23 protein-coding genes and 1 pseudogene are annotated in these 25,751 nt (G+C 60.2%); 15 read left to right on the top strand and 9 right to left on the bottom strand.

The window, feature by feature from the left end; genetic code table 11:
- Positions 1–35: 35 nt before the first annotated feature.
- Complete coding sequence (locus tag ACSQ3G_RS28890; RefSeq protein WP_436112729.1) at positions 36–1,259, top strand: ATP-binding protein; 1,224 nt, start codon at positions 36–38, stop codon at positions 1,257–1,259.
- A gap of 139 nt (positions 1,260–1,398) precedes the next feature.
- On the opposite strand, the gene ACSQ3G_RS28885 is transcribed toward ACSQ3G_RS28890, so the two are convergent.
- Positions 1,399–2,319, bottom strand: coding sequence for a LysR family transcriptional regulator (locus ACSQ3G_RS28885; RefSeq protein ID WP_105402518.1), 921 nt, complete (start codon positions 2,317–2,319; stop codon positions 1,399–1,401).
- A gap of 193 nt (positions 2,320–2,512) precedes the next feature.
- On the opposite strand from ACSQ3G_RS28885, the gene ACSQ3G_RS28880 reads away from it, so the two are divergent.
- The 8 genes from ACSQ3G_RS28880 (at position 2,513) to ACSQ3G_RS28845 (ending at position 12,337) form a co-directional block, all read left to right on the top strand.
- Positions 2,513–3,976, top strand: a complete 1,464-nt coding sequence (locus ACSQ3G_RS28880) for an MmgE/PrpD family protein (protein ID WP_436112728.1) — start codon at positions 2,513–2,515, stop codon at positions 3,974–3,976.
- 78 nt (positions 3,977–4,054) lie between these two features.
- Positions 4,055–5,635 carry an ABC transporter substrate-binding protein gene (locus tag ACSQ3G_RS28875; protein ID WP_436112727.1) on the top strand — a complete coding sequence of 527 codons (1,581 nt, stop codon included), beginning with the start codon at positions 4,055–4,057 and terminating at the stop codon, positions 5,633–5,635.
- 63 nt (positions 5,636–5,698) lie between these two features.
- Positions 5,699–6,670, top strand: coding sequence for an ABC transporter permease (locus ACSQ3G_RS28870; RefSeq protein WP_436112726.1), 972 nt, complete (start codon positions 5,699–5,701; stop codon positions 6,668–6,670).
- Positions 6,670–7,584: an ABC transporter permease gene (locus tag ACSQ3G_RS28865; RefSeq protein ID WP_436112725.1), complete on the top strand. Its 915-nt coding sequence runs from the start codon at positions 6,670–6,672 to the stop codon at positions 7,582–7,584. Before ACSQ3G_RS28870 ends, ACSQ3G_RS28865 begins: the two co-directional genes overlap by 1 nt.
- On the top strand, positions 7,584–8,585 hold the full coding sequence (locus ACSQ3G_RS28860; protein ID WP_436112724.1) for an ABC transporter ATP-binding protein: 1,002 nt from the start codon (positions 7,584–7,586) through the stop codon (positions 8,583–8,585). The genes ACSQ3G_RS28865 and ACSQ3G_RS28860 overlap by 1 nt, the downstream gene beginning before the upstream one ends.
- An 8-nt stretch (positions 8,586–8,593) precedes the next feature.
- Positions 8,594–9,610 carry an ABC transporter ATP-binding protein gene (locus tag ACSQ3G_RS28855; protein ID WP_436112723.1) on the top strand — a complete coding sequence of 339 codons (1,017 nt, stop codon included), beginning with the start codon at positions 8,594–8,596 and terminating at the stop codon, positions 9,608–9,610.
- Positions 9,493–10,860 carry a M20/M25/M40 family metallo-hydrolase gene (locus tag ACSQ3G_RS28850; RefSeq protein WP_436112722.1) on the top strand — a complete coding sequence of 456 codons (1,368 nt, stop codon included), beginning with the start codon at positions 9,493–9,495 and terminating at the stop codon, positions 10,858–10,860. The genes ACSQ3G_RS28855 and ACSQ3G_RS28850 overlap by 118 nt, the downstream gene beginning before the upstream one ends.
- A 16-nt stretch (positions 10,861–10,876) precedes the next feature.
- A complete protein-coding gene (locus ACSQ3G_RS28845; protein ID WP_436113223.1) occupies positions 10,877–12,337 on the top strand; it encodes a M20 family metallopeptidase in 1,461 nt (486 codons plus the stop codon).
- Positions 12,338–12,441: 104 nt separating this feature from the next.
- On the opposite strand, the gene purU is transcribed toward ACSQ3G_RS28845, so the two are convergent.
- From purU to ACSQ3G_RS28815, 6 genes are all read right to left on the bottom strand, one after another.
- Positions 12,442–13,326: a formyltetrahydrofolate deformylase gene (gene purU, locus ACSQ3G_RS28840; RefSeq protein ID WP_436112721.1), complete on the bottom strand. Its 885-nt coding sequence runs from the start codon at positions 13,324–13,326 to the stop codon at positions 12,442–12,444.
- Between the two features lie 114 nt (positions 13,327–13,440).
- Entirely contained in the window at positions 13,441–14,523 is a 1,083-nt protein-coding gene (locus ACSQ3G_RS28835; RefSeq protein ID WP_436112720.1) for an ABC transporter permease, read from the bottom strand.
- A gap of 21 nt (positions 14,524–14,544) precedes the next feature.
- A complete protein-coding gene (locus ACSQ3G_RS28830; protein ID WP_436112719.1) occupies positions 14,545–16,098 on the bottom strand; it encodes a sugar ABC transporter ATP-binding protein in 1,554 nt (517 codons plus the stop codon).
- A gap of 63 nt (positions 16,099–16,161) precedes the next feature.
- Positions 16,162–17,085, bottom strand: coding sequence for a sugar ABC transporter substrate-binding protein (locus tag ACSQ3G_RS28825; RefSeq protein WP_436112718.1), 924 nt, complete (start codon positions 17,083–17,085; stop codon positions 16,162–16,164).
- A gap of 112 nt (positions 17,086–17,197) precedes the next feature.
- Positions 17,198–18,010, bottom strand: a complete 813-nt coding sequence (locus tag ACSQ3G_RS28820; RefSeq protein ID WP_436112717.1) for a TIM barrel protein — start codon at positions 18,008–18,010, stop codon at positions 17,198–17,200.
- Positions 18,011–18,167: 157 nt separating this feature from the next.
- Positions 18,168–19,199 carry a LacI family DNA-binding transcriptional regulator gene (locus ACSQ3G_RS28815; protein ID WP_436112716.1) on the bottom strand — a complete coding sequence of 344 codons (1,032 nt, stop codon included), beginning with the start codon at positions 19,197–19,199 and terminating at the stop codon, positions 18,168–18,170.
- A gap of 172 nt (positions 19,200–19,371) precedes the next feature.
- Between ACSQ3G_RS28815 and ACSQ3G_RS28810 the strand changes: the two genes are divergently transcribed.
- Genes ACSQ3G_RS28810 through ACSQ3G_RS28795 form a run of 4 tightly spaced genes read left to right on the top strand, consistent with a single transcriptional unit; the run spans position 19,372 to position 22,865 of the window.
- Positions 19,372–20,463, top strand: coding sequence for a fatty acid desaturase family protein (locus ACSQ3G_RS28810; RefSeq protein WP_436112715.1), 1,092 nt, complete (start codon positions 19,372–19,374; stop codon positions 20,461–20,463).
- A gap of 45 nt (positions 20,464–20,508) precedes the next feature.
- The gene (locus tag ACSQ3G_RS28805) at positions 20,509–20,823 is read left to right on the top strand and encodes a MocE family 2Fe-2S type ferredoxin (RefSeq protein WP_436112714.1); all 315 of its coding nucleotides are present in this window, start codon (positions 20,509–20,511) and stop codon (positions 20,821–20,823) included.
- Position 20,824: 1 nt separating this feature from the next.
- Positions 20,825–22,045, top strand: a complete 1,221-nt coding sequence (locus ACSQ3G_RS28800) for an NAD(P)/FAD-dependent oxidoreductase (protein ID WP_436112713.1) — start codon at positions 20,825–20,827, stop codon at positions 22,043–22,045.
- 25 nt (positions 22,046–22,070) lie between these two features.
- Positions 22,071–22,865 (top strand): 3-methyl-2-oxobutanoate hydroxymethyltransferase, encoded by a 795-nt coding sequence (locus ACSQ3G_RS28795; RefSeq protein ID WP_436112712.1) that lies wholly within the window; start codon positions 22,071–22,073, stop codon positions 22,863–22,865.
- 1 nt (position 22,866) lies between these two features.
- On the opposite strand, the gene ACSQ3G_RS28790 is transcribed toward ACSQ3G_RS28795, so the two are convergent.
- Positions 22,867–23,058, bottom strand: a complete 192-nt coding sequence (locus ACSQ3G_RS28790) for a hypothetical protein (RefSeq protein WP_436113257.1) — start codon at positions 23,056–23,058, stop codon at positions 22,867–22,869.
- Between the two features lie 848 nt (positions 23,059–23,906).
- Here ACSQ3G_RS28790 and ACSQ3G_RS28785 point away from each other — a divergent pair.
- Together ACSQ3G_RS28785 and ACSQ3G_RS28780 are read left to right on the top strand one after the other, a co-directional pair.
- Positions 23,907–24,215: a type II toxin-antitoxin system RelB/DinJ family antitoxin gene (locus ACSQ3G_RS28785; protein WP_436112711.1), complete on the top strand. Its 309-nt coding sequence runs from the start codon at positions 23,907–23,909 to the stop codon at positions 24,213–24,215.
- Complete coding sequence (locus ACSQ3G_RS28780) at positions 24,212–24,505, top strand: type II toxin-antitoxin system RelE/ParE family toxin (RefSeq protein WP_436112710.1); 294 nt, start codon at positions 24,212–24,214, stop codon at positions 24,503–24,505. The genes ACSQ3G_RS28785 and ACSQ3G_RS28780 overlap by 4 nt, the downstream gene beginning before the upstream one ends.
- 170 nt (positions 24,506–24,675) lie before the next feature.
- On the opposite strand, the pseudogene ACSQ3G_RS28775 reads toward ACSQ3G_RS28780, so the two are convergent.
- Positions 24,676–25,149 (bottom strand): annotated as a pseudogene (locus tag ACSQ3G_RS28775) (methyl-accepting chemotaxis protein); the annotation flags it as partial.
- Between the last annotated feature and the right edge of the window lie 602 nt (positions 25,150–25,751).

Here is a 25,751-nt window from a genome sequence, read left to right as displayed (position 1 = left end):
CCATAGTTTCAAACGGTTATCGAAGGAACGAAGCTATGCCGCTGTATCCAAGGCTCGTTGAGCAACGCGTTGCCGACGCCATGTCAGACACGCGAGTCGTGCTGATCGTGGGTCCCCGACAATCCGGAAAAACAACGTTGGCGAAGAAGATGGCCAACGAAGGGATGGAGTATTACACGCTGGACAATGCGACGACGCTCAGTGCCGCGCGACGGGATCCAGTTGGCTTTGTAAGAGGAATGGATCGCGCCATTCTCGATGAAATTCAGCGCGCTCCCGAGCTGTTGTTGGCGATCAAGGAAAGCGTGGATACCGACAAGCGTCCAGGGCGTTTCCTCCTGACCGGTTCAGCCAATCTCATGACGCTGCCACGCGTCGCAGACTCGCTCGCGGGGCGTATGGAGGTCGTCCGATTGCTGCCGCTCGCTCAAAGCGAGATAAGAACGACCGGTGGAAGCTTTTTGGTCGACGCCTTCCGAAACGAAGCTAAAGCCGGACAACCAATCGTCGGTGACGACCTGGTGGCTGCAGTTCTGGCAGGTGGATATCCGGAGGCATTGGGTCGCAAAACCTTGAACCGCAGACAGGACTGGTATGGGGATTATATCCAAGCGATCGTTCAACGCGACGTTCGCGATGTCGCGCAAATCGAGCAGATCGCGCAGATGCCGCGCCTGCTACGCATTCTGGCGGAACATTCGGGACAACTCGTGAACTATTCCGGAATTGGCGCCGCCATCGGGATGAACCACGTCACCACGCAAAAATACGTTGCCATATTCGAAAGCCTATTCCTCGCCAGAACGATCCAACCCTGGTTTTCCAACAAACTGAAACGCCTGACCAAGACCCCCAAAATACATTTCCTCGATTCTGGTCTTCTCGCCTCCCTTCGCGACCTCTCTCTCGAGAGACTCCGGGATGACAGAGGGCCGTTCGGAGCGTTGCTGGAGACTTTCGTCTTTGCCGAGGTCCTTAAACTCGCCAGCAGCGGACATACCCGCTTTGAGTTTTCACACTTTCGCGACAAGCAGCAGAACGAAGTCGATATCGTCATCGAAGACAGAAGAGGGAGGGTTGTCGGTATCGAGATAAAAGCGGCAGCATCCGTCTCGACTTCCGATTTTTCCGGATTGCGAATGTTAGCCGAAGCATCTGGAGAGCGGTTTGTTTCAGGCATGGTCCTGTACGACCATGACAAGGTGGTCCCGTTCGGGGAGCGCCTGTCCGCCGTGCCAATTTCGGCATTGTGGCGTTAGCGCGTAGGAATTTAGCTTCAGCCTCCAGACTTGAGCATTCTTGAAACTTCGACCGTTTCGATAAAAAATGGACCTCCGGTTCGGTTCCCGTCAACTGCAAGCAAGATGTAGAATGACGGGGTCGCAAGTTCTACTCCAATCAAGGTGGGAGATAGTCTTGTCGGGGTGATTTCGCGCAGAGTGCTTCCAGTTCCTTGGCAAAGGACATCACCACCGGCCGCAGGACGCTCCGGCGTCGGTAGGCTATGCCGATATTGCGGGTCCACGTCCGGCTGTCGAGCTTCAGGGCCACAAACTGCGCATCGCGTCCCTGCACGAACACGCTGGTGCGGGTGAGATAACTGAGCCATTTTGAGCCGGCGATCATCGACATCTGGAATGTCGATGAGGTTGTTTCGCAGATCGCGAGAGGGCGAGGAAGCTGCGCGGTAGCAAACAGGGCCTCGAGCGCCAGCCGGTCCGGTTCCGGCCGGGCAGGGATCACCCAGCGATATTCTATCAGATCGACAAGGCTCACTTTGGCAAGCTTCACCAGTTCATGATCGCGGTCCGCGACGATGTCGACTGGAATTTCAAGCAAATTGAGAAACTCGATCTCTTCGGAAATCTCCTTCGGCCGAGCCATCACGGCAATGTCGATGGCGCCATTGAGCAGGGAAGCGTAAAGCGCTGAGCTGAGTTCCTCGTTGAGTGAAACATCGACTTCCGGCTGGGCTTTGAGAAATCGCTTGATCGCGGTCGGCACGATTTCCCGCATTGCCGTTGCAACCGCACCGATGCGTAGCCGGCCTCGACGGGCACCCCGCATCGCGTCCAATTCGTTCCGCGCCTCGTCCGTCAAGGAGAGCACGAGCTCTCCATATTCAATCAGCCGCAGTCCGTAATCAGTTGGTTTGACGCCCCAGGGACCACGATCCAGGAGACGAACGCCCAACGACTCTTCCAGTGCGCGAATGCTCTTGCTGAGCGCGGGCTGTGTCACATTTAATCTCTCGGCTGCGACCCCGAAGCTGGCATAACGCGCCACCAGAACCAGATTTCTCAACTGCCTCAGATCCACGGTCTCTCCAATCGCATGTCCAATAACTTCCGGTTATCCAAATAGCTTCTGGCATCGTCTATTCTCTCGGAGGCCGCAGTTTTTGTGGTGCGTCGCTCTCATATTGGGAGGTTCAAAGCCAGTCCGCAGTCATTCTATTATAACTAAAATTCATCATGCGCGACCATTTAGTTTCTTGCCGATGCCTATCCCTTTGGCCAAGATCGACCTCAATAACCGGCAACAAGGCCGGATGGGAACAACGATGCACGCGGTGACGGCGCAAAGAGCCTCGCAAATGGGCCACCAACGAAAACCAGCATTTCGGGCATTGTCCGAATGGGCGGCCGGTGCTTGCCACTTCAGTCCGTCTGCCTACCGTCGCGGTGAAGGCGCGTTCTTGGATATCTCGGCGTGTATGATCGCCGGAATGAATGACGTTTCGACCCGTTCCGTCGTCAACGTGATAGCCGAAGATGGCCTGGGGCAATGCTTCGCGTTCGGAGCATCCGGCAGAGTGAGCGCGCCCTGGGCGGCCCTGATCAATGGAACCGCGGCGCACGCACTCGATTTCGACGACAATTTCGCGCCAGCTTTTACTCATGCGACGGCGGTCCTCGCTCCCGCGCTTCTATCTTTGGTGAACGATCGTAAGGTCGGCGGGACCGCGCTCATCGATGCATTCATCGTCGGGTTGGAACTCCAGGGGCGCATTGGCCGCCTGATGCAGCCTGCCCACTATGAGCGCGGCTGGCATTCCACCTCGACAATCGGAGCTATCGGCACTGCCGGAGCTTGCGCGCGGCTGCTTGGCGCCACTCCGGACCAGGTGCTCGCTGCAATGAGCGCGGCAACCAGCATGGCTGCCGGTTCGAAGCTGCAGTTCGGTTCCATGATGAAGCCGATCCATGTCGGGCTCGCAGCGAAGAATGCCGTTCTTGCGGCTCGGTTTGCCATGGCTGGCATCAGCGCAAATGACGACCCTCTTGCCGGCGACTGGGGTTTTGCCGCGCTGACCGGGGCGGGCGACATTGGCGCCGAGGTCATGATCGAGGGTCTGGGCGAAACGCTGGAAATCGAGGTGAGCGGATTGCTCGTAAAGCGTTTCCCCTGCTGCGGAGCGGCCCATCGCAGCGTCGATGCCTTGGAAGTCCTGCAAAGAGAGCCGGGTTTTTCGATGGAGGCGATCGACCGGATCGAGACGTCTCTGCCCGAGATGGCAAAACGGAACCTGCGCTTCGACAGTCCCACCGATGAAATGGAAGCGCGGTTCAGCGGCACTTATTGCATGGCGCGAATGCTGGTCGACGGAGGGCTGGAACTCAAGCACTTCACGCCGGAAAGCGTCAGGGATGAGCGGATTGCCGCGTGGCTGCCTCGCATCCGCCTGATCGCCTACGACAATGCCCTGATGGTCGACGGCGCGAATTTCAAGACGATCACACGAGTATATCTGAAGGACGGCGGGGTCATGGAGGCGACGGTCAGCCATCCGAAAGGTTCGCCGGAGAACCCGCTGAACGAGGATGATCTCTTGGCAAAGTTTCAGGCGTGCTGCGCCTGGAGCGGCCACGCCGCAGCGGCTGAACCGCTCTTCGAGCTCGCCAGCGCGTTGGAAGCGGCGACCGACGTCGGTGACGTCATGGCGAGGATTGAAAGGATCCTGCGCATCCAATAGCCGGCCCATCCGGGTCGATCGGTAAAGGGAACTTCTTCGAAGAAATACAAAAACGAAGACAGAAAACGGAGTGAAATCATGAATAGCGTGAAAACCAGGCTGGCCGCTTCCGCAGTCTTCCTGCTTATGGGTGCATTTTCTCTTTCTGCGGCGGATCTGAAGATCGGTGTCAAATCGGAGCCCTCTTCGCTCGATCCGCAGTTCCACGTTCTCGTGCCGAACGTGCAGGTGACCTTCGCCATGTTCGATCCGCTTGTGATGATGGACCCGAAGCTGGTGCCCCAGCCTGCGCTGGCCGAGAGCTGGAAGCCGACCAGCGACACCGTCTGGGAATTCGCGTTGCGGAAGGATGCAAAATTCTCAGACGGCTCGCCGCTGACCGCCGATGACGTGGTTTTCACGTTCGACCGCATTCCGAAAGTTCCGAACAGCCCCACGGCTTTCACGCTGTTCACCCGCCAGATCGCCAAGGTGGAGGCAGCGGATGCGCACGCGGTGCGCATCACTACAAAGCAGCCCTATCCGCTGCTGGTCACCGACATTGCCAACCTGCCGATCCTGTCAAAGGCCGCCGCATCCGGCCCGGCTCCGGAAGGCAAGACGACCGTCGAGTTCAACCGCGGCGAAGGACTTGTCGGCACCGGCCCGTTCAAGTTCGTTTCCTGGCAAAAGGGCGCAGATCTGGTTCTGGAGCGCAATCCGAATTATTGGGGCAAGCCGGCGGCATGGGACAAGGTGATCTATCGTCCGATGACCAATCCGGCGGCCCGCGCGGCTGCCCTCCTGTCCGGCGACATTGACATGATGGAAGACCCGCCGACGACGGACCTGGAACAGTTCAGGACGAACCCCAAGCTCTCGGTCGCGGAAGCTCCCGGCACCCGTATCGTCTATATCGCTCTGGACCAGAAGGGCGAACCAAGCCCCGGCATCCCCGGCCAGGGCAACAAGAACCCGTTGATGGACAAGCGGGTCCGCGAAGCGCTTTCGCTGTCCATCGATCGCAAGGCGATCGCCGAGCGGGTGATGGGCGGGGTCGCCGTCGCAACGGGAGACCTGCTGCCCGAGCCGATGTTCGGCGCGGTCAAGGCACGGCAGGCCGCACCGGCGGTCGACACCGCCAAGGCCAAGGCGCTGCTTGCCGAAGCCGGTTATCCCAACGGCTTCCAGATCACGCTAGGCACTCCGAACGGCCGCTACGTCAATGACGCCCGCATCGCGCAGACGATCGCCGCCATGTGGACGCGTGCCGGCGTCAAAGCCGAAGTCGCCGCCGCCGCTCCGCCGGTGTTCTTCAAGAGCCGCGACAATTTCGAATACAGCGCCTATCTCGCCGCCTGGGGAAATTCCACGGGCGAGATCTCTACGACGCTGCGGTCGCTGGTCGGAACCCGCGAACCGTCCAAGGGATCCGGCACATCGAACGGTGGGCGCTATTCCAATCCGGACCTCGACGCGCTTCTCGACAAGGCATCCGCCACGATGGATGACAAAGCCCGCAAAGAGCTGCTGCAGAAGGCCGACGAGATGGTTCTGTCCGACTACGGCATCATTCCGGTACATTTCGAAGTGCCGGTCTGGGCGCTGCGCAAGGGCCTGAGCTACGCTGCCCGCGCCGATCAGTATACCCTGCCTCAGGACGTCACGTCCGCGAAGTAATCAAGGTTCCGGCCTGCTTCGCGATGCGCAGCAGGCCGGAACACGCGAAAGAAGGACAGGCGAGTGCCCGTTTTTATCATCAACAGACTGTTTCAGGCGCTCGGCGTGGTCCTTGTCATGTCGGTCCTGGTCTTCGTCGGCCTTTACCTGATCGGTGATCCGACGTCGATGCTGGTGAGTCCTGAGGCAACGGAGATCGAACGGCAGGCGTTGCGCAAGGCGCTTGGTCTCGATCAATCGATATGGGTTCAATACCTGACGTTTCTTGGAAATGCCGCGCAGGGTGATTTCGGTCGCAGCTTTCTCACCGGCCAACCGGCGCTGCAGCTGATCATCGAGCGCATGCCCGCGACCGTCGAACTCGTGATCGTCGCCATGACATTTTCCGTCGTCGGCGTTCCCCTGGGCATACTGGCCGGGTTGCGGCCGAAGGCGCCGTCCAGCAAGGCGATCATGACGGGCTCGATTCTCGGCTTCAGCCTGCCGAATTTCTGGATCGGCCTCATGCTGATCATGCTGTTTGCGGTCTATCTCGGTGTCCTGCCGGCCTCGGCACGCGGAGAAACCGTCAATGTCGGTCCGGTCGCACTCAGCATATTGACGATCGATGGCTGGCAGCATCTGGCGCTGCCGGCGCTCACGCTCGGTCTGGCCAAAGCCGCGCTGATGATCCGCGTCACCAGAGCTGCCACCCGCGAAGTCCTGCCGATGGATTACATCAAATTCGCCCGCGCCAAAGGACTGCGCCCCTCTCGCATTCTCAACGTCCACCTGCTGAAGAACATCCTGATCCCGATCATCACTGTCGCAGGTTTGGAATTCGGCCAGGCCATCGCATTTGCGGTGGTCACCGAGAGCGTCTTCTCCTGGCCCGGGATGGGCAAGCTGCTGATCGATTCCATCATCACCCTCGATCGTCCCGTGGTCGTCGCCTACCTGATCATGATGGTGTTTTTCCTGGTGATCCTGAACCTCGTCGTCGACATTCTCTACATGGCGATTGACCCGAGTGCCCGCGAAAAGGTGCGCGACTGATGAGCACGCCAACCACCGTTTTACCCACGACAACCGTCGAGGAATCGCCCTTCCGCCGTTTTGTGGTCCAGTTCAGGGAAAACAAGCTGGCTATGGCGGGACTGATCCTGATGATCCTGCTTGCGATTCCAGCCTTTGGGGCGCCGTGGATCGCTCCTCAGAACCCCTATGATATCGGTGCGCTTGATATTCTGGATTCGCAGATGCCGCCAGGCAGCGTCGCCGAGGTTAGCGGCATCACCCATTGGCTCGGCACGGACAGCCAGGCCCGCGACGTCCTCTCCGCCGTTCTCTACGGCATGCGGACGAGCCTGCTGGTTGCGGTCTTGTCCGTCACGGTTTCACTTCTGATCGGCTCGACGGTCGGCCTCTGCGCGGCCTATTTCGGCGGCTGGCTGGACGCCCTGCTGATGCGCATCGTTGACATCCAGCTTTCCTTCCCGGCGATCCTCGTGGCGCTGGTGATGCTTTCGGTCCTCGGCCAGGGACTGGACAAGGTGATCATCGCGCTCATCATCGTGCAATGGGCTTATTTTGCCCGGACCGTGCGCGGCACCGCCCTTGTGGAGCGCAATCGCGAGTACGTTCTCGCGGCCCGCTGTCTCTCGCTCGGCTGGCGGCGCATCATTGCCCGCCACCTGTTGCCGAACTGTCTTCCGCCGCTGATCGTCATCGCCACGATCGATCTTGCGAACGCCATCGCACTGGAGGCGACGCTTTCCTTCCTCGGCGTTGGCGTTCCGGTCACCCAGCCGTCGCTTGGCATGCTGATTGCCAACGGTTTCGAATTCATGCTGTCCGGTCAGTATTGGATTTCGTTCTTCCCGGGGATCGCGCTCGCTCTCGCCATCGTCGGCATCAATCTCGTGGGCGATCATCTCCGCGACATTCTCAATCCGAGGAATGCCCTGTGATGGACGTGAGCAGCATGCAAGCAACCGCGACGACCAGACAGGAGCCGCTGCTCTCGATCAAGGGGCTGAAAACCCATTTCACCACGAGAACAGGCGTTGTGAAAGCAGTCGACGGGGTCGATATCGAACTCGGTCGCGGCGAAATCCTGGGCCTTGTCGGCGAGTCCGGTTCCGGCAAGTCGATCACCGGCTTCTCCATTCTGGGTCTGATCGATCCGCCCGGCCGTATTGTGGACGGCAGCATAGACTATGACGGCCTCAACCTGGTTTCGATGGGCGAGGAGGCGCGCCGGCAACTGCGCGGCAACGACATCGCGATGATCTTCCAGGATCCGTCGATGACGCTCAATCCGGTTCTAAGCATCGACACGCAGTTGATCGAAACGGTCCAGGCCCATGCGCAGGTCAGCACGGCGGAAGCCCGGCAGCGGGCCAGGGATGTGCTCGTGCAGGTCGGCATTTCATCTCCCGATGAACGCCTGAAAGCCTATCCCTACGAACTCTCCGGCGGCATGCGGCAACGTATCGCCATCGCCATCGCTCTTATCAACAAGCCGAAGCTCATCATCGCCGACGAGCCGACGACCGCGCTCGACGTGTCGATCCAGGGCCAGATCATCTATGAGGTGAAGCAGCTTTGCCGCAAGACTGGCACCGCGCTTATCTGGATCACCCACGACCTCGCGGTCGTTGCCGGTCTCGCCGACCGTATCTCGGTCATGTATGCCGGCCGCATCGTCGAGACGGGCGCTACTGCCGACGTAATCAAGAGGCCTTTGCACCCCTACACGCAAGGGCTGATCGATTCCGTCCCTTCGCATGCCACGCGTGGCCACCGACTTCACCAGATCAAGGGCATGACGCCGTCGCTGCTCAACCTGCCACAGGGCTGCGCCTTTCGCGAACGATGCGAACGGGCGACGCCCGAATGTCTGGTCGCACCCGAATCGACGCTGTTGCCGGGCGGGAGATCGGTGCGTTGCTGGAATCCAGCTCTATGAGACAGGACATGACGACAGAAAAAAACCAGCAGGAACCGATGCTGGAACTTCGTTCCCTCGCCAAGACGTTCACCAAGCCGGTCGGCGTGGCCGGGCACATCGCCAACCTCTTTGGCGCCGGGGTCAAGAGGATCGACGTGCGCGCCGTCGCAGGCATCGATCTTTCCGTCAGAAGGGGGGAGGTCGTCGGGATCGTCGGCGAGTCCGGCTGCGGCAAGTCCACCGTCGCAAGGATGATCGCCGGTATCAGCAGTATCAGCGCCGGCACCATCAGCTACAAAGGGGTTCTGTCCGCGACGATGACGCCCCAGCAGCGCCAGGATTTTGCGCTGAGCGTCCAGATGATTTTTCAGGACCCGTTCGCCTCGCTTAATCCGCGCATGCGCGTGATCGACATCATCGGTGAAGCGCCCGTCGCCCACGGGTTGATCCGCAAGGCCGAGCAGCGGGCCTACGTCGTCGACCTCATGGAAAAGGTTGGACTTTCCGGCGCCTATGCCAATCGCTACCCGCACCAGTTTTCCGGCGGTCAGCGGCAGCGCATCGGCATTGCCCGTGCTCTTGCGGTCAAGCCATCATTGATCATCTGCGACGAGGCGGTCGCCGCACTCGACGTATCGATCCAGGCGCAGGTGCTGAACCTCTTCATGGATCTGCGCGACGAGCTGGACCTGACCTATCTGTTCATTTCGCACAATCTCGGGGTCGTCGAACATATCTCCGACCGTGTGGTCATCATGTATCTCGGCCGGGTGGTGGAAATCGCACCGACGGAAGAGCTCTTTTCCACGCCCAGCCATCCCTATACGCGGCTGTTGCTGGAGCAGTTGCCGGTGCTTGAAGCCGGGGAACGCGATTACAAGCCGATCCAGGGCGAGCTCCCGTCGCCGCTCAATCCTCCATCGGGTTGTCCGTTCCATCCGCGCTGCCCGCGCGCGATGGATCGCTGCAAGCGAGACATTCCCGAACTCAAAGCGATTGGCCCTGGGCGCCTTTCAGCCTGTCATCTCAACGAAGCGGCCTGACCATGCAAACCTTTAAAACCACCCCGCTCGCCGGAGACACCTTGATCCCGGCGCTCCTCGTCAGCGCGCCTTTCAGGGCTGCAGTCAATTCACTCGCACAAACGCATGATCGTTTCATCAGCGAGCTCGTGACACTCACCGAAATTCCGGCACCTCCCTTCAAGGAAAAAGTCCGCGGGCGGGCGTACCGGGACATGCTGGAGGCTGCGGGCTTGAAGGATGTCGCGATCGATTCCATCGGCAATGTCACGGGCGTTCGCCGGGGAAAGGCTTCGGGCGGGCGTATGATCGCGGTTTCCGCTCACGTCGATACCGTGTTTCCCGAGGGGACCGATGTTACCGTCCGGCGTGAGGGTTTTCGTCTTTCCGCACCGGGCGTGGGCGACAACACCCGTGGCCTTGCCGCCATCCTGGCCTATCTCCGTGCTCTCGATGCCGTCGGAATGGAAACTCGGGACGACATTCTCGTTCTGGCGAGCGTTGGCGAGGAAGGCGAAGGCGATCTGCGTGGCATGCGGCACTTCTTTGCCAACAGCGCCTATCGTGGTCGAATTGCCGCTCTCATATGCCTTGATGGCCCGACGCCGGCCGATACTATCGTTTCCGCGGGAACGGGATCGAAACGCTACCGGGTGACGTTCCGAGGGCCGGGTGGCCATAGCTTTGCTGATCATGGCATCGTCAATCCGATGATTGCCGCAGCCCGTGCTGTTGTCGAACTCGGGCGTCTTTCCTTGCCGGACCACCCGAAGACCACGTGCAGTTCCACGGTCATAAAAGGCGGCAGTTCCGTCAATGCCATCCCTGCTGAGGTTTCGCTGATGGTGGACCTGCGTTCCAATTCGGCATCTGAGCTGGTGGACCTCGATACCCGTTTTCGCCAGATCGTGCTGCAATCCTGCCATGTCGAGAACGATAGCCGCTCTATCGAGAAGGGCTCAATTGCTGTCGAGATCGTGCTGATAGGCGATCGGCCGGCCGGGTTCACCACCGATGGTGAACTGACGCGATCTGCAGCGGCCGCCATCGCAGCGATTGGCCAGACCCCGGTGTTCAGCTCGTTTTCGACAGATGCCAACGTCGCCATGAGCCTCGGCGTTCCAGCCGTTACCCTTTCGTGGGGAGGGAAGGGCGGCGACGCCCATACGCTGGGCGAGTGGACGGACGTGGATCCGGCGACGACTCTTCCGGAAATGTCCGTCGGACTGGCCGTGCTGCTCGCCTGCGCGGGCGCCGATATTCTGAAGTGATCGAGGAATGACCGATATGCAGGACGACAAGGCTGAAGCGACACGGCGCAACGACGTTCTCGACGCCGACCATATTTCACGCTGCGCCGACGCCAAGGCTCAGGCCTTCATCGATCTCAGCGATCGCGTCTGGGGCATGCCGGAGCTGCGTTTCGAGGAGTTCCGATCGGTGGAGGAGCATATTGCCGCTATGGAAGCCGAAGGCTTTCGTGTCACCCGCGGGATCGCAGGAATGAAGACCGCCTTCGTGGCCCAAGCAGGCGAAGGTGACGTCACGATCGGGTTCCTTGGGGAGTTCGACGCTCTGGCCGAGCTTTCCCAGGAAGCCGGCATCACGGAGCAGCGGGCTGCCGAGCCGGGCGCCAATGGCCACGGATGTCATCACAACCTCCTGGGCGCCGCATCGCTTCTTGCGGCAGTCGCCCTCCGGGACGCTTTGGCCGAAAGCGGTGTGAAGGCACGGGTTCGATATTATGGGTGCCCTGCCGAAGAGGGGGGATCGGGTAAGACCTATATGGCGCGCGCAGGCGCATTTGATGATCTGGATGCCGCCTTCTGCTGGCACCCTTGCGTCTACAACGCCGTCATGTCCTCTTCGACGCTCGCCAATATCCAGGCCTATTTTCGCTTCAGCGGTCGTGCGGCGCATGCCGCGATGAGCCCGCAGGTCGGTCGCAGCGCTCTCGACGCCGTCGAGCTGATGAATGTCGGCATCAACTATATGCGCGAGCATATGCCCTCGGACGCCCGTGTGCATTATGCGATTACCCAGACTGGCGGCATTTCTCCCAATGTCGTGCAGGCTTCCGCAGAAGGTCTCTACCTGGTCCGTGCGCCAAGCCTCGGTGATGTCCGCAGCCTTTTTGAGCGGTTGCGCAAGATCGCCGAGGGTGCTGCGCTCATGACCGAGACGAAGGTCGAGATGGTGTTCGACCGCGCCACTTCGAATATCCTCCCCAACCGCACCCTGGAGGAGGTGATGCATGAGCAGTTTACGAGGCTGGGTGCCCCCGATTTCGATGAGGCGGACTTCGACTTCGCCGACAGGTTACGGGCCGCCGCACTGACGGATGGCGACGTCCGTGCGAGCGCCGAAGCCTTTGGCGGGCCGGCCGATTATCCGAAATCTCTGCATGACGGGATTCTGCCGCTGCCAGAAAAGCCCGGCCTGCTCTTTGGTTCGACGGATGTGGGCGATGTGAGCTGGGTTGTGCCCACCGCGCAGTGCCTGACAGCGACCGCGGCGATTGGGACGCCGTTCCATGCCTGGCAGACTGTAACGCAAGGCAAGCTGCCGGCCGCCCACAAGGCCATGGTCACGGCCGCCAAGGTGATGGCGGCAACCGCTGCAAGGGCGATTGCCGATCCGGCATTGTTGTCGCGCGCCAAGGAAGAATTGCACGGACGGCGTGGTGGGCTGGCGTATCGGACCCCGCTCCCCAAAGACAGTGAGCCACCGATCCGAGCCGGCCGATAGGTAGTTCTAAATAGAAGCGGCTCACCTGGTCGCCGGCAGCTCGTGAGGTTTCCGCTTCGATCACGGCAGCAGCGGTGGTCGTCCCTCGATGACAATGGCCACGTTCACCCCATGCGCTCGGAGGCATAGGAGCCGGGGCTCGGCGGGAAGACGACAGTGCGGTTGCCGTTGATGAAGGTGCGGTGATGGATATGGGCGTGGATGGCGCGCGCCAGCACCTGGCTTTCGACGTCGCGGCCGAGCGAAACATAGTCGTCGGCGCTCTGCGCATGGGTGATGCGCACCGTGTCCTGCTCGAGGATCGGGCCTTCGTCGAGATCGGCGGTGACGTAATGGGCCGTCGCGCCGATCAGCTTCACGCCGCGGGTATAGGCCTGCTTGTAGGGATTGGCACCCTTGAAGCTCGGAAGGAAGGAGTGGTGGATGTTGATGATCTTGCCGGACATCTTCTTGCAGAGGCTGTCGGACAGGACCTGCATGTAGCGGGCAAGCACGATGAGTTCGGTGCCGCTCTGCTCGACCAGATCGAGAAGCTGGGCTTCGGCCTGCGGCTTGTTTTCCTTCGTGACCTTGATGTGGTGGAAAGGAATGTCGTTGTTGACCACGAGCTTCTGATAGTCGAAATGGTTCGAAACGACGCCGACGATGTTGATCGGCAGGGCGCCGATCTTCCAGCGGTAGAGCAGGTCGTTCAGGCAATGGCCGAAACGCGACACCATCAGCAGCACCTTCTCCCGCTTGGCGGCATCATGCAGGCTCCAGGTCATGCCGAAACGCTCGGCGATAACGGGGAAGCCCTGTGCGAGCTTCGCTTCATTGGCCTCTTCCTCGGAGATGAAGGAGACGCGCATGAAGAACCGACAGGTGCCGAGGTCGTCGAATTGGGATGAATCCACGATGTTGCAGCCCTGATCGGCGAGATAGCCGGAGACCGCAGCGACGATGCCGCGGGTCGACGGACAGGAAATGGTCAAAACATAGGTCTTCATGGTCATCTCGCGAATGGCCTGTGACGGCGTCATCTGAATTGTAGGACGGGTGCATAGGGGGAGGCGGTGCAGGTTGCTCGCAACCAGCACCGCCTCGGCGCCTGGGGAGGTTCTTCAGGCGCGGGATTTCTTGCGTTGGCGGTGCACGTCGATGACGACTGCCGCGACGATGATCGCGCCCTTGACGATCTCTTGGTAATAGGCGCCGACCTTGAGGAAAGTGAAGCCGGAGGTCACCACACCGAGAATAATCGTACCGATTACCGTCCCGGTGATCCGGCCGACGCCGCCGGAGAGCGAAGCGCCGCCGATGACGGCCGCCGCGATGGCGTCGAGTTCGAAGGAGACGCCCATGTTCGGCTGGCCGGACTGGGCGCGGGCAGCGAGCATGACGCCGGCGAGGCCGGAGAGCAGGCCGGCCACCGCATAGACCTTGATCAGGTGCTTGCCGATATCGATCCCCGAGACGCGTGCAGCCTGGCTGTTGGCGCCGATGGCATAGGTGAACTTGCCGTAGCGGGTATAGGACAATGCGACGTGGAAGATGATTGCCACGACGAAGAAGACGATGACCGTTCGCGGGACGGGAAAGCCCCAGAGACTGAAGCTCTGGCCGAGCCAGGCGAAGTTTTCGTTGAGCAAAGCGACGGGTTGGCCTTCGGTATACCATTTGGCCAGGCCGCGGACTGAAACCATCATGCCAAGAGTGGCAATGAAGGGCGGAATGCTTGTCTTGGCGATGAGAAGGCCGTTCAGATAACCCAGGAATGCGCCGAGCAGCACGCCGACCAGAAGCGGCCAGAACGGGCTTGAATCGATGAACCAGTCCAGGCCGAAAGCGGCGTATTCCGGTTGCAGGAAAACGGCGCGAGCATTCAGCGAGGTCTGGGCGAAGCTCGCAGCCACCATGGCGATAAACCCGACCATGGAGCCGGACGAGAGATCGACCCCGCCGGTGATGATGACCTGCGTCACGCCGACGGCGATGATCCCCGTGACGGCGACCTGCAGGACGATGATGGACAAGCGCTGCTTGTTCGCCAGAAAGCTTTCGCCCACGACGTACCAGCCGATCACTTCGAAGATAAGGGCGATCCCGATCAGGACGGCCAGGATCGAGAATTCCGGTGGAAGTCGCCGAATTTTCTTCAAGCCCGTCTTGGAGGTCTCCCCCAGTTCGTTGATGGCATCAGACATGATATCCTCCCGGCTGTGCCGTCAGCGCGACGCCAGCTCCATTATCTTGACTTGATCGGCTTCGGCCCTGTCCAGGATGCCTGTGACCCGCCCCTCATGCAGCACGACGATGCGATCACTCATGCCGAGCACCTCAGGCATCTCCGACGAGATCATGATGATCGCCACACCCTGGCCCGCGAGCTGCGAGATCAGCCGGTGGATCTCGGCCTTGGCGCCGACATCTATGCCGCGGGTGGGTTCGTCGAGGATCAGGATCTTCGGATTGGTCATCAGCCAGCGACAGATCAGGACTTTCTGCTGGTTGCCACCCGACAGGTTGATGATCGGCTCCCGCATGTCTGGCGTGCGAACCCTGAGGCGGTTGGCCATGTCGGTGGCCGCCTTCCGCAGCTTTTCCTGCTCTACGAAGCCGAGCTGCACATAGCGCTGTTGCAGCACCGCCATCTGCGCGTTTTCCTGGATGTCGAGCAGCAGGAAACAACCGGTTTCCTTTCGATCCTCCGTCAGAAACGCCATGCCGTGCGCCATGGCGACGGACGGCGTGGAGACGGTCAATTGCTTGCCGAAGAGCTCGATCGTCCCGGAACTTGCGGGCGTCACGCCGAAGATCGTCTCCGCGACGTTGGACCGGCCCGAGCCGACGAGGCCGGCAAAGCCGAGGATCTCGCCGGCCCGGAGATCGAACGACACGTCGCGGAAGACGCCGTTCAGCGTCAGCCCTTTTACCGACAGCACGACGTCGCCGATCTGCGCCGGTTCTTTCGGGAACATCTGGGTGATCTCGCGCCCGACCATCATGCGGATGATGTCTTCGCGGGTCACCTCCGAGGAATTGCAGGTCGCAACGTACTTGCCGTCGCGAAAGACGGAGAACTCGTCAGCGATCTCGAAGAGTTCGTTCATCTTGTGGGTGATGTAGATGATGCCCTTTCCTTCCTCGCGGAGGGAACGGATGATCCGGAAGAGGTGGTTCACCTCCCTCTCGGTGAGGGCCGATGTCGGTTCGTCCATGATGAGGACATCGGAATCGAAGGATACGGCCTTGGCGATCTCCACCATCTGGCGGTTGGCCACGCTGAGCTTGCCGACCTTGATTTCAGGATCGATCTCGATCCCGAGGCGCTCAAACAGCGCGTCCGTCCGACGGTTCATTTCGGCATGGTCCACGATACCGAAACGTCCGAGCGGCTCACGGCCGATCCAGATGTTTTCCGACACGGTCATGGGCGCCATCAGATTCAGTTCCTGATGGATCATCGCGATTCCGTTCTGAAGCGCGTCGAGCGGATTCTTGAGGCGGATGTCGACGCCACGCAGTTTGAACGAGCCGCTGTCGGGCGTGTAGATGCCCGCGAGGATCTTCATCAGCGTGGACTTGCCGGCGCCGTTCTCGCCCATGAGGGCATGCACCGTCCCGCGTTTCAGCTTCAACTGCACGTTGTCCAGAGCAACGACCCCTGGAAATTCCTTGCGCACGTTCTCGACTTCGAGAAGATATTTGCTGCCCGGAACAGCGCCGCTCCTGCGAACGGCCTCCATGGTCTGGGGACTGATGATGCGTTCAGCCGGCATGGTGGTCCTCCTCCACGAGAGTGATCCGCTGCCTCGCATGGCAGCGGATCGGCCCATCCTCGGTCAATTCTTCGTCGTGAACTTGGTCATGTTTTCAGGCGTCACGAGCTGGAACGGGATCCAGACCTTGGCGTCCACTTTCTCGCCCTTGGCGAGCTTTATGGCAGCGGCGACCGCACCCGAGCCCTGGCCGAAGGCATCCTGGAACACGGATACATCCAGATTGCCTGCCTTCATGTAGGCGAGCGCTTCCTGGGTGGCATCGATGCCCGCAACGACCACGTCCTTCATATTCCAGCCGGCGGATTTCATGGCGTTGATCGCGCCAATCGCCATGTTGTCGTTGTTGGCGATGACAGCGGCCGGCTTGTGACCGGCCGCGATCCAGTTGGTCATCAGGTCCTGCGCCTTGACCGGATCCCATACGGCGGTCTGCTGGTCGAGGATCTTGATGCCCTTGCAGTCCGGCGTTGCGATCACGTCGTGGATGTCCTTGGTGCGCTGGACGGCAGCCTGGTTGGCAAGATCGCCGACCATGACAAGGATATCGCCCTTGCCGCCCAGGAGGCGACATACTTCCTTGGTCTGCAGCGTGCCGGACTGAACTTCGTCGGAGGCGACGAATGCCCCCTTGGGGCCAAGCTTGTCGACGTCTGCCGGCATCCGGTTGACGTAGACGATCGGGATGCCTGCATCGTTCGCCAGCTTCGTCATCGGCGCCGTTGCCGTGGTATCGACGGCATTGACGATGATCGCATCGACCTTCGAGGCGATGAAATTCTGGATCTGGGAAAGCTGCTTCTGAACGTCATCATCCGCGATTTCGATCTGGACCGGCTGTTTTGCATCGGCCGCAGACTTCTCGATACCCTTGCGCAGAACCGTCAGGAACGTGTCGGAATTGGCCATGGACACGCCAATATTGCCTGCATAGGCACTCGATGCCATCAGAACGCCGAGCACGGCACCCGCCAAAAATTTCTTCATCTCTTCCTCCTCTGAAACGGTGCCCGGCAAACACCTCAAAAAGCCGGTCGCCTCCTCCCCGAAGGCAATCTCACGAACCGATCCGGTCACTCCCGCCGGATCGGTGAAGACGTCAAAGTCTGTCCCGGATCAGCTCCATGCTATTGCGGATCATCGCTTGCGGATCGCTCGATGCGTGAACGGGTGACGCGAACGGTTCGAACGAGAACGGGCCGGGATAACCAGCGTCGGCGAGCGCACGGATTTGACCGATATTGTCCAGCCGGTCTCGTGCCGTCACCATCACGCGATGCGGGTCGCGCATGGCGTCGATGCTGACGTCCTGGTCATCGACGCCGGAAATGTGCACCAGCCCCGTCAAATCCGGAAATATATCCGGCTCGCCAGCCAGCACGTGGTGGAAAGTGTCATGAACCAGCTTGAAGCTCTCGCGGCCATCGATCGCGGCAATCGCTTCCGCTGCTTCTTTCTTGGAGCGAAGCGAGCAAATCTGGAAACCGAGCGGCTCCACGAGGCCGATGAGGTTGTTGTCCTGCAGGATAGGTTTCAGTGCCTTGAGCGCAACGCGCAGATTCCCCTGACGCTCTCCCTCCAGCCTGCCGCTTCCGTCGTTGACGGGTACCAGAACCAGAGCTTTTGCGCCGCAGGCAGCGGCATAAGCGGCCAGTTCCCTGGCTTCCGCTTCCCGTTCCGGCGTCCATTCGTTGAAGCGCTGCAGGGCATTGATCGAAATGATTTCGGTTCCGTGCGCCTTTGCCAGGTCGCGGACCGTCTCGGGTGAAGTCCCGTCGAGTATGGCATTCCCCGCAAGATCGTTGCGGATTTCGAATTGCCGAACATCGAGCGATATGCCCAGTTCGAAAAAAGCGCCGAGCGGCATGTGTGGCGCAACCATGTGGTTGAGCGCGAAGGTAAGCGCGGCCATGAGTTCTCCCGAAGTTTGGCGCGGCCGGCTTTCCTCCTCCGTCCCGCTGAACGAAGTCATCAGGTTTCGTGGCGTTGGTCAAAGAAGAAATAGCAATATTCTATTTCATTCATGAAAGAATTTACAGATTTCTATGATGGATTTCCATCATTGCGGCTCAGATGTTTTCCGGCACGTAAATTTCGAGCGGCAGGAAAGTCTGGCCTGGCGCCGTCGCGGGACCGGTATCCACCGCCTCGACCATTAGCTGGACGAGTTCGCGGCACAGATTGGCAAGCGGTGTCGCAATCGCCATGGTCACGATCTCATCGGCCAGCGCTGCGCGGGAAATTGGCGTCAGTTCGTTGACGACGATAATGTGCTTACCGCCGAGCTTTTCTTCCCGGATGGCGGAGATGGCGCCTTCCATTCCGCCGCCGGCAACATAGAAACCCACAAGATCCGGATGGCGGTGCAACAGATCCAGCGTTGCTTCGTGGGTGATTTCGACCGTTTCCAGGTTCACCAGCGTGTCCAGAACCTCGAAATCGGGAGCGTGTTCGCGGAAGTAGGACCGAAAGCCGATCTCGCGCAATTCGTGACCGTGAAAGCGGTGACTGCCGACGAAAACAGCCACTTTCCCAGGATTTTTTGCAGCCCTCGTGATCATCCAGGCGGCCGTCCGACCGGCCTTGCGGTTGTTGAGCCCGACATAACCCTCCCGGATGCCGGAGGCGAAATCAGACAAGAGTGAGAATACCGGGATGCCCCTTGCCTTCAGTTCCTCCGCTGCCACCGTCAGGGCCGGATAGTCCGGGGATGTCATGGCGACCGCCTGATTCCTGGCGCCTACCTCTTTCAGCTTGTCGGCCAGTTCGCTCGGTGTCTGGTTGGCGCAGAATTCGATCTGGGCCACGCCGCGAATGCCGGGATGGTTCTGGACGGCGATCTCGAGTTCCCGCTTGAAGCTCTGGTAGAAATGGTGGTTGGGCTTCTGCAGGATGAAGCCCAGCCGGTATTGTGGCAGCCCCTCGAACACTCGCTGCCGCAGCAATCCTACGGCATGGAAGCCTATCTCGTTTGCCGCGTCATAGACACGCCGCGCCGTGTCCTCGCGCACCTTGTGCCGCCCATTCAACACGCGGTCCACGGTTGCGACACTCACTCCCGCCGCCTTGGCCAGATCCGTGATCGTCGGTCTTGATCCCATCTGCTCCTCCCTCAAGTGAGGCCTTTCTATCATGGAATAAGTCAGGAATGATAGACTTTGATAGAATATATCATGAGTGGATTGTGATCCGTCAGAACAACGATAATCCTCAAGATCAGATTCCATGCGACGCCTTTGATGGCGACCGCATCGAAACCGATGGAGGAGATCGATGGCGAGGACGGCGGCAAAGCGTGACTATAGCCTGCTTGGGCGCGATGCGCAGGCAGCGGTCGCCAATGGGCTTGCGGCAGCGCAGTGGTATCATACCGAGGTTCCGCGCAAGCAGATAAAGGAATTGATGAAACGGGAGGATGGGCCAGCCCTCCGGGACACGGCGATCTGGCTCGGCTGCATGGCCGTCTTTGCAGGGCTTGGCATCTATTTCTGGGGCAGCCTCTGGGCGATCCCTTTCTTCCTCGCCTACGGCGTGTTCTACGGGTCGGCCTCGGACAGCCGCTGGCATGAATGCGGTCATGGCACGGCGTTCAAGACGATGTGGATGAACAATTTTGTCTACCAGATCGCCTGTTTCATGATCATGCGCAATCCGGTGACCTGGCGCTGGAGCCATACCCGGCACCACACCGATACGGTCATTGTCGGCCGGGATCCGGAAATCGCGGTGATGCGTCCGCCGGATCTCCTGCGGCTGATCCTCAATTCGTTCGGTCTCCTGGATGCCTGGCATGCGGCGATCGACATGGTCCGCAACGCGTTTGGGGTCATCAGCGCCGAAGAGAAGATCATTATTCCGGAGACGGAGCAGCCGAAGGCGATCCGCGTCGCGCGCATCTGGCTCGCGATCTATGTCGCGACTGTTACGCTCGCGATCGCTCTCAATTCGATCCTGCCGCTGATGCTGATCGGCATGCCGCGCCTTTATGGTGCCTGGCACCATGTCATGACCGGCCTGTTGCAGCATGGCGGCCTTGCCGACAACGTCACCGACCACCGGCTAAACAGCCGCACGGTCTACATGAACCCGATCAGCCGCTTCATCTATTGGAACATGAACTATCACGTGGAGCATCACATGTTCCCGATGGTGCCCTATCACGCGCTGCCGAAGCTGCACCAGATGATCAAGGACGATCTGCCGGCACCGAACCCGTCGATCCTCCACGGTTATCGCGAGATGATCCCGGCCTTCCTGCGCCAGCTCCGGAACGAGGATTATTTCCTGAAGCGCGAGTTGCCGCCGACGGCAAGGCCCTATCGCGAAGACTTCCACAGCGACGCCATGGCGCCGGCGGCGGAGTGACGCCGGCGTCCGACAAAAACAAGCCATAAAGGGGAGGAGAGCCCGATGAGCACCTGGATCGACGTCTGCGACAAGGACGAGATCGACGAAGAGGATGTCATCCGCTTCGATCACGGCGGCAAGAGCTACGCCGTCTATCGCAGCCCGGAAGACAGTTTCCACGCGACCGACGGACATTGCACGCACGAGAATGTCCATCTGGCCGATGGTCTGGTGATGGACGACATTATCGAATGTCCAAAGCATAACGGCCGCTTCAACTACAAGACCGGCCAAGCCAAGGGCGCTCCCGTCTGCGTCAACCTCAAGACCTATGCGGTCAAGGTCGATGGTGGCCGCGTCTTCATCCGGGTCGGCTGAGATGGGTGACAAAGGCATGGTGATCGTCGGCGCCGGCGAAGCGGGCGTGCGCGCAGCCTTTGCCCTGCGGGAGCGGGGTTACCAGGGGACCATCACGCTGATCGGCGACGAGCCGCATCTCCCTTACGAGCGTCCGCCCCTGTCGAAGGGCGGCGAGGAAGCCGGGACCGTCCGGGCGATCGTCGCAAGCGAACGTTTTGCGGAGGCGGGGATCACCTTCCTGCGAGGGCGGCGGGCTATCTTGCTCGACCTGGCACGCCATGCGCTGCGACTGGAAGCCGGCGAAACGTTGTCCTACGAGCGGCTGCTGCTCGCAACCGGCGCGGCGCCGCGCCCGTTTCCAGGCCTTGCCATCAGCGATCGCATCCATGTGCTGCGGACCGTCGAGGACGCATCCGCCATTCGTCGCCACATGCGGAAGGATGGCCGCCTGGCTATTCTCGGCGGTGGCTTCATCGGGCTCGAACTGGCCGCGATGGGCCGGAAACTCGGCACGGCCGTCACGCTGTTTGAGGCGCAACCGCGCGTGTTGATGCGCGGCGTTCCCGAAAAGCTCGCGCTCGCCTTGCAGGCACGGCACGCGGCAGAAGGCGTGGAACTCCTCTGCGGCGTGGGCATCGAGACCATCGCCGATGGCGAGAGCGGCGTTACCGTCGGGTTCGCCGATGGTCGCCAGATCAAAGTCGATGCGCTCGTGGTCGGGATCGGCGCCCAGCCCAACACCCGTCTTGCCGCAGAAGCAGGACTTGCAATCGACAACGGCATCGCCGTTGACCGCCATCTGGCGACCAGCGATCCGCACGTCTTCGCGGCCGGCGACTGCTGCTCCTTTCCCGTCACCGCCTATGGCGGCCGGCGCGTCCGGCTCGAATCCTGGCGCAACGCGCAGGAACAGGGCAGCGTCGCGGCGGCCAACATGCTGGGAGATGCCGCATCCTTCGATGCGGTGCCCTGGTTCTGGTCGGACCAATACGACCTGACGTTGCAGGTAGCCGGCCTGTCCGACGGCGCGACATCGACCATCGGCCGGACGCCATCGCCGGAGGCCGAGATCCTGTTTCACCTCGACGCGGACGGGCGATTGCTGGCAGCCAGCGGACTTGGCCCCGGCGGTGCCGTTGCCCGCGACATTCGGCTTGCCGAGATGCTGATCGCCAAGGGTACGCACCCCGATCCCGCTGCACTCGCTGATCCTTCCGTCAAACTGAAATCCCTTCTGTGAGCGCCTGGCGCCAAAGGATGCACCGATGAAATCCAACCGTCCCACCGTTGCCGATATCCTGGCGCTCAAGGGCAAGCGCCAGCTCAGCATGCTTCGTGTCGTCACGCTCGAGGAGGCGGAAGCCGCCGACAAGGCCGGGATTGAAATGGTCTCCGTGCCGCCGGCGCTCCTGGGCCCCGCGTTCCGGGAGGTGGCGCCAAGCGTCTTTGCCGTGCCGGGGCTCGAGTATGGCGACTTCGTCACGACGGAGGAATATCTGCGGGCGGCGTTCAAAGCGATGCGCGCCGGTGCCGACGCCGTCTATTGCGCGGCGAGCCTCCGGATCATACGCGAACTCAGGGACGAGGGCATTCCCGTCTGCAGCCATGTCGGCCTCATTCCCTCTAAGGCAACCTGGACCGGTGGCTTCAAGGCGGTCGGCAAGACGGCCGACAGCGCGATGACGATCTGGAATGCCGTCAAGGCCCTCGAGGAGGCTGGTGCCTTCGCTGCCGAAATCGAGGTGGTTCCGGCTGAAGTCGCGTCGCTGATCAGCGCCCAGACGTCTCTTTTCATGATCTCGATGGGGGCGGGGGCGGGTTGTGACGCGCAATATCTCTTTGCCGACGACGTGCTCGGACAGAACCGCGGGCACGTGCCTCGACATGCGAAGACCTATCGCTACTTCAACGCAGAATTCGACCGCCTGCAGGACGAGCGCATCGCGGCCTTCCGGGAATTCCGCCAGGACGTCGAGAGCGGAGCCTATCCGGCGGAGCCGCACAATGTCGGCGTGGCGAGCGAGGAACTCGCCCGCTTCCGCAAGATGATCAACGGCTGATCTAGCCACAGGCGATCAACCATGACAGTGAACTTTGCTCTTGTGGGCGCCGGCCGCATCGGTCGGGTGCATGCTGAACCGCGCCGGATTTGCCGGAGGCCATTTCGTTTGGGTGTTCTGCTTCGTGATCCAGCACCATTCGAATGGCGCGCTCACGGGCTTCGGGAGAGAATTTGTTCGTTGTCTTGCTCATATAGGCTCCAATTTCTCAGAAGCCTCCGGCATATCGATCGGCTCGTTGAACTTGGACGAGCTTGCTTGGGCATTCATCTTGCAAAGAGAAGCCTGGGAAAGCAACCGATCGCTTTCCCAGCGAAGCCCGCAGACCATCGCGCCCGACATTGCCGCGCACCTTCTGTCAGAATCGCTCCTCAACGACGGCGATGTACAAGAGGCGTGTCGGATTCGGGAGTCCTTCTCCAGAAAAATCGGCCGGTTGTTCGCCGAAAGCGTCCTTGTCGCTCTTCCGACATTGGCCGTGAGACCGCCAAGGCGCGACGCTACACGGCAATGTCTCGCAACGTTTCGCTCAGGCCGCATCAAGCTTCTGTGTCTCTCGGGACTTAGCGGTTGCCCGCAATTTGCATTTCCAATTGCCCGACCCGGCGGGAACATCTCATTATCATGGCTTGGCAAAAAGGGGGGCGTACAGGATGCTAGTGGATGTGGCGCAATGACTGCGTGTTGAACGAGAGGCAGACGCCATTTACAGCCGTCCGACACGGTCCGTTCGATATCATCGGAAACCCCGACAGTAGTCGACTCGGCAGACGGACGCTCTGCCCATAACGCAGCTTAGCAATAGGATATTTCGCAACTCAAATCCACGGGTCACCGGTTCAAGTCCTTTCAAGGCGAGGGCATGTTAGAGCGGCTTGCGCAGCATATTTGGTTGGGTTTTAGGCTTCGCGCGGGTGGCGTGCGCAGCCGCGGGCAGATCTATCTGTGGGCCTATATATGCAAAAACATCTCCAGCATGTAGAGCTCTCTGGTATTTGTCATTCGATTGCATTACATTGCGCGTAACAGAGGAAACCGCTTATGGCCGCTAATGCTCTCGTTCAAACCCGCATTGATGCCGAGGTCCGGGATCGCGCGTCCGCCGTGCTCGAAAGCATGGGGCTGACAGTGTCCGATGCGGTTCGAATCCTGCTGACCCGAACTGCCAACGAAGGCTCGCTACCGCTTGAGTTGGTGACCAGCAGCGAAGGACATGATGCCTGGTTTCGGGCCAAGGTGTTGGAGGCGTTGAGCGACACGCGGCCCGACATCCCGGACAATGAGGCCGAGGCGCATTTCGCGGAGCGTCGAGCAGCGGCCCGGCGCAGAGCACGCGACCTGAAAACGTGAAGCTCGTCTGGTCCGCCTTCGCGCTCTCTGATCGCGACGATATATTCACGTATATTGAGGCCGATAATCCTGTCGCCGCGATCACGGTTGATGAACGGATCGTGGCTGCGGCCCGTCGACTTCAGGACTTCCCGGAAAGCGGTCGTCCCGGCCGGATTGTGGGGACACGCGAACTGGTCGTTTCCGGTACGCCTTATGTCGCCGCCTATACAGTGACGGAGACGACAGTCCGCGTACTGCGTGTCCTCCATGGGGCGCAGCAATGGCCGGACGCTCTTCCCGAAGATTGACGCCTCAGGGCAGCAATTTCGTCCTTCATCTTGGGAGCACTTGGGAATCCGCATTGATTGATGCAAGAAGATTGATTTATCCCTGCGTTAGGTAATCAGACGAACTACCGACGGTTCGGTTCTCTTCAAGAGCACCACCGTTAAATTATACGCCAGGCAAAGCTGGGACATTACCGTCGCGCCGACGCACGCTGAACGGTTGGGCCAGCGGCAGGTTGAGCTATCGCGATCGCCGTCGGGCGAACTCTGGACTGGTCGGGAACGGCATCGGCGGGCTTGAACTGCCTGACGAGCTCGCGGAGTTTCTGGGCTTCCTGAGCCAGTGAGGCGGAGGCGGCCGTGATTGCTCCACCATGGCTGCATTCTGCTACGTGGTCTGGTCCATTTGATTGATTGCAACGTTGACTTCGCTCAGGCCGACCGACTGCTTCTTTGGAAGAGGTTGCGATCGCATCCATATGCTGGTTGATCTGGGTGATGAAGCTGACGATGGTCTTGAGAGCCTGGCCTGTATCCCGCACAAACTTAACTCCACTCTCCACCTCCTTGGAGGAGTTCTGGATGAGGCCCTTGATCTCCTTGGCCGCGCTGCCCGAACGGTGTGCAGGTTCTCGCACCTCCTGAGCAACGACTGCGAAGCCCTTAACTTCAGCGACAATGATGGCGTCTTCTTCCACCATGTCACCGCCGTCCCACAGGGCTTCTGCAGGGGCGTTACGGTATAAGGTGAGACCGCCAAAGCGTGGTGTCAGGTCCTCGCGCACTTGGTTGATGCGCGCACGAGACGTACCGTCGCCGGTGTTCACGCGCCTGCCTCGTGCCCTGCCAAAACCGACAACTCATATTATCGATTGGTTCCACATTGCATGCGGGTCCAGCCCAAGCAGCAGATCGCGGACTGCATGGTGCGATCCGGTCTCTCCAAAAGACTTTGTGGGCAGAATCTTACGTTAAATGCAAAACAATCTTCTCCTAAAGATACCGTTTCGACGTAGAACAGGTCATACGATGATTACGTTATTTTTGCGCGATCTACAGTGTATAAAGTATGATGTCTGACGCTGTGGACCGCGTCTTCTGACGGTACGTGAACCTCAATATTGCTCGAAGCGCAAGCCGGGTTTGCATGCCTTCGACAGAAACCGGCTCTTTCCTCGGGGTCGTTTGATGACGTTCCGCCGAAAGAGCGCAAATTTGAAATTTCTTTATAAACCCCGGGTAAGTGAACTATTTGCTTAGTTTGGGG

Origin of the sequence: Neorhizobium tomejilense, from assembly GCF_964254135.1 — a bacterium.
GTDB lineage: Bacteria > Pseudomonadota > Alphaproteobacteria > Rhizobiales > Rhizobiaceae > Neorhizobium > Neorhizobium tomejilense.
The sequence above is the reverse complement of the archived record's forward strand: the minus strand, read 5'-3'. Positions and strand labels throughout refer to the sequence as shown.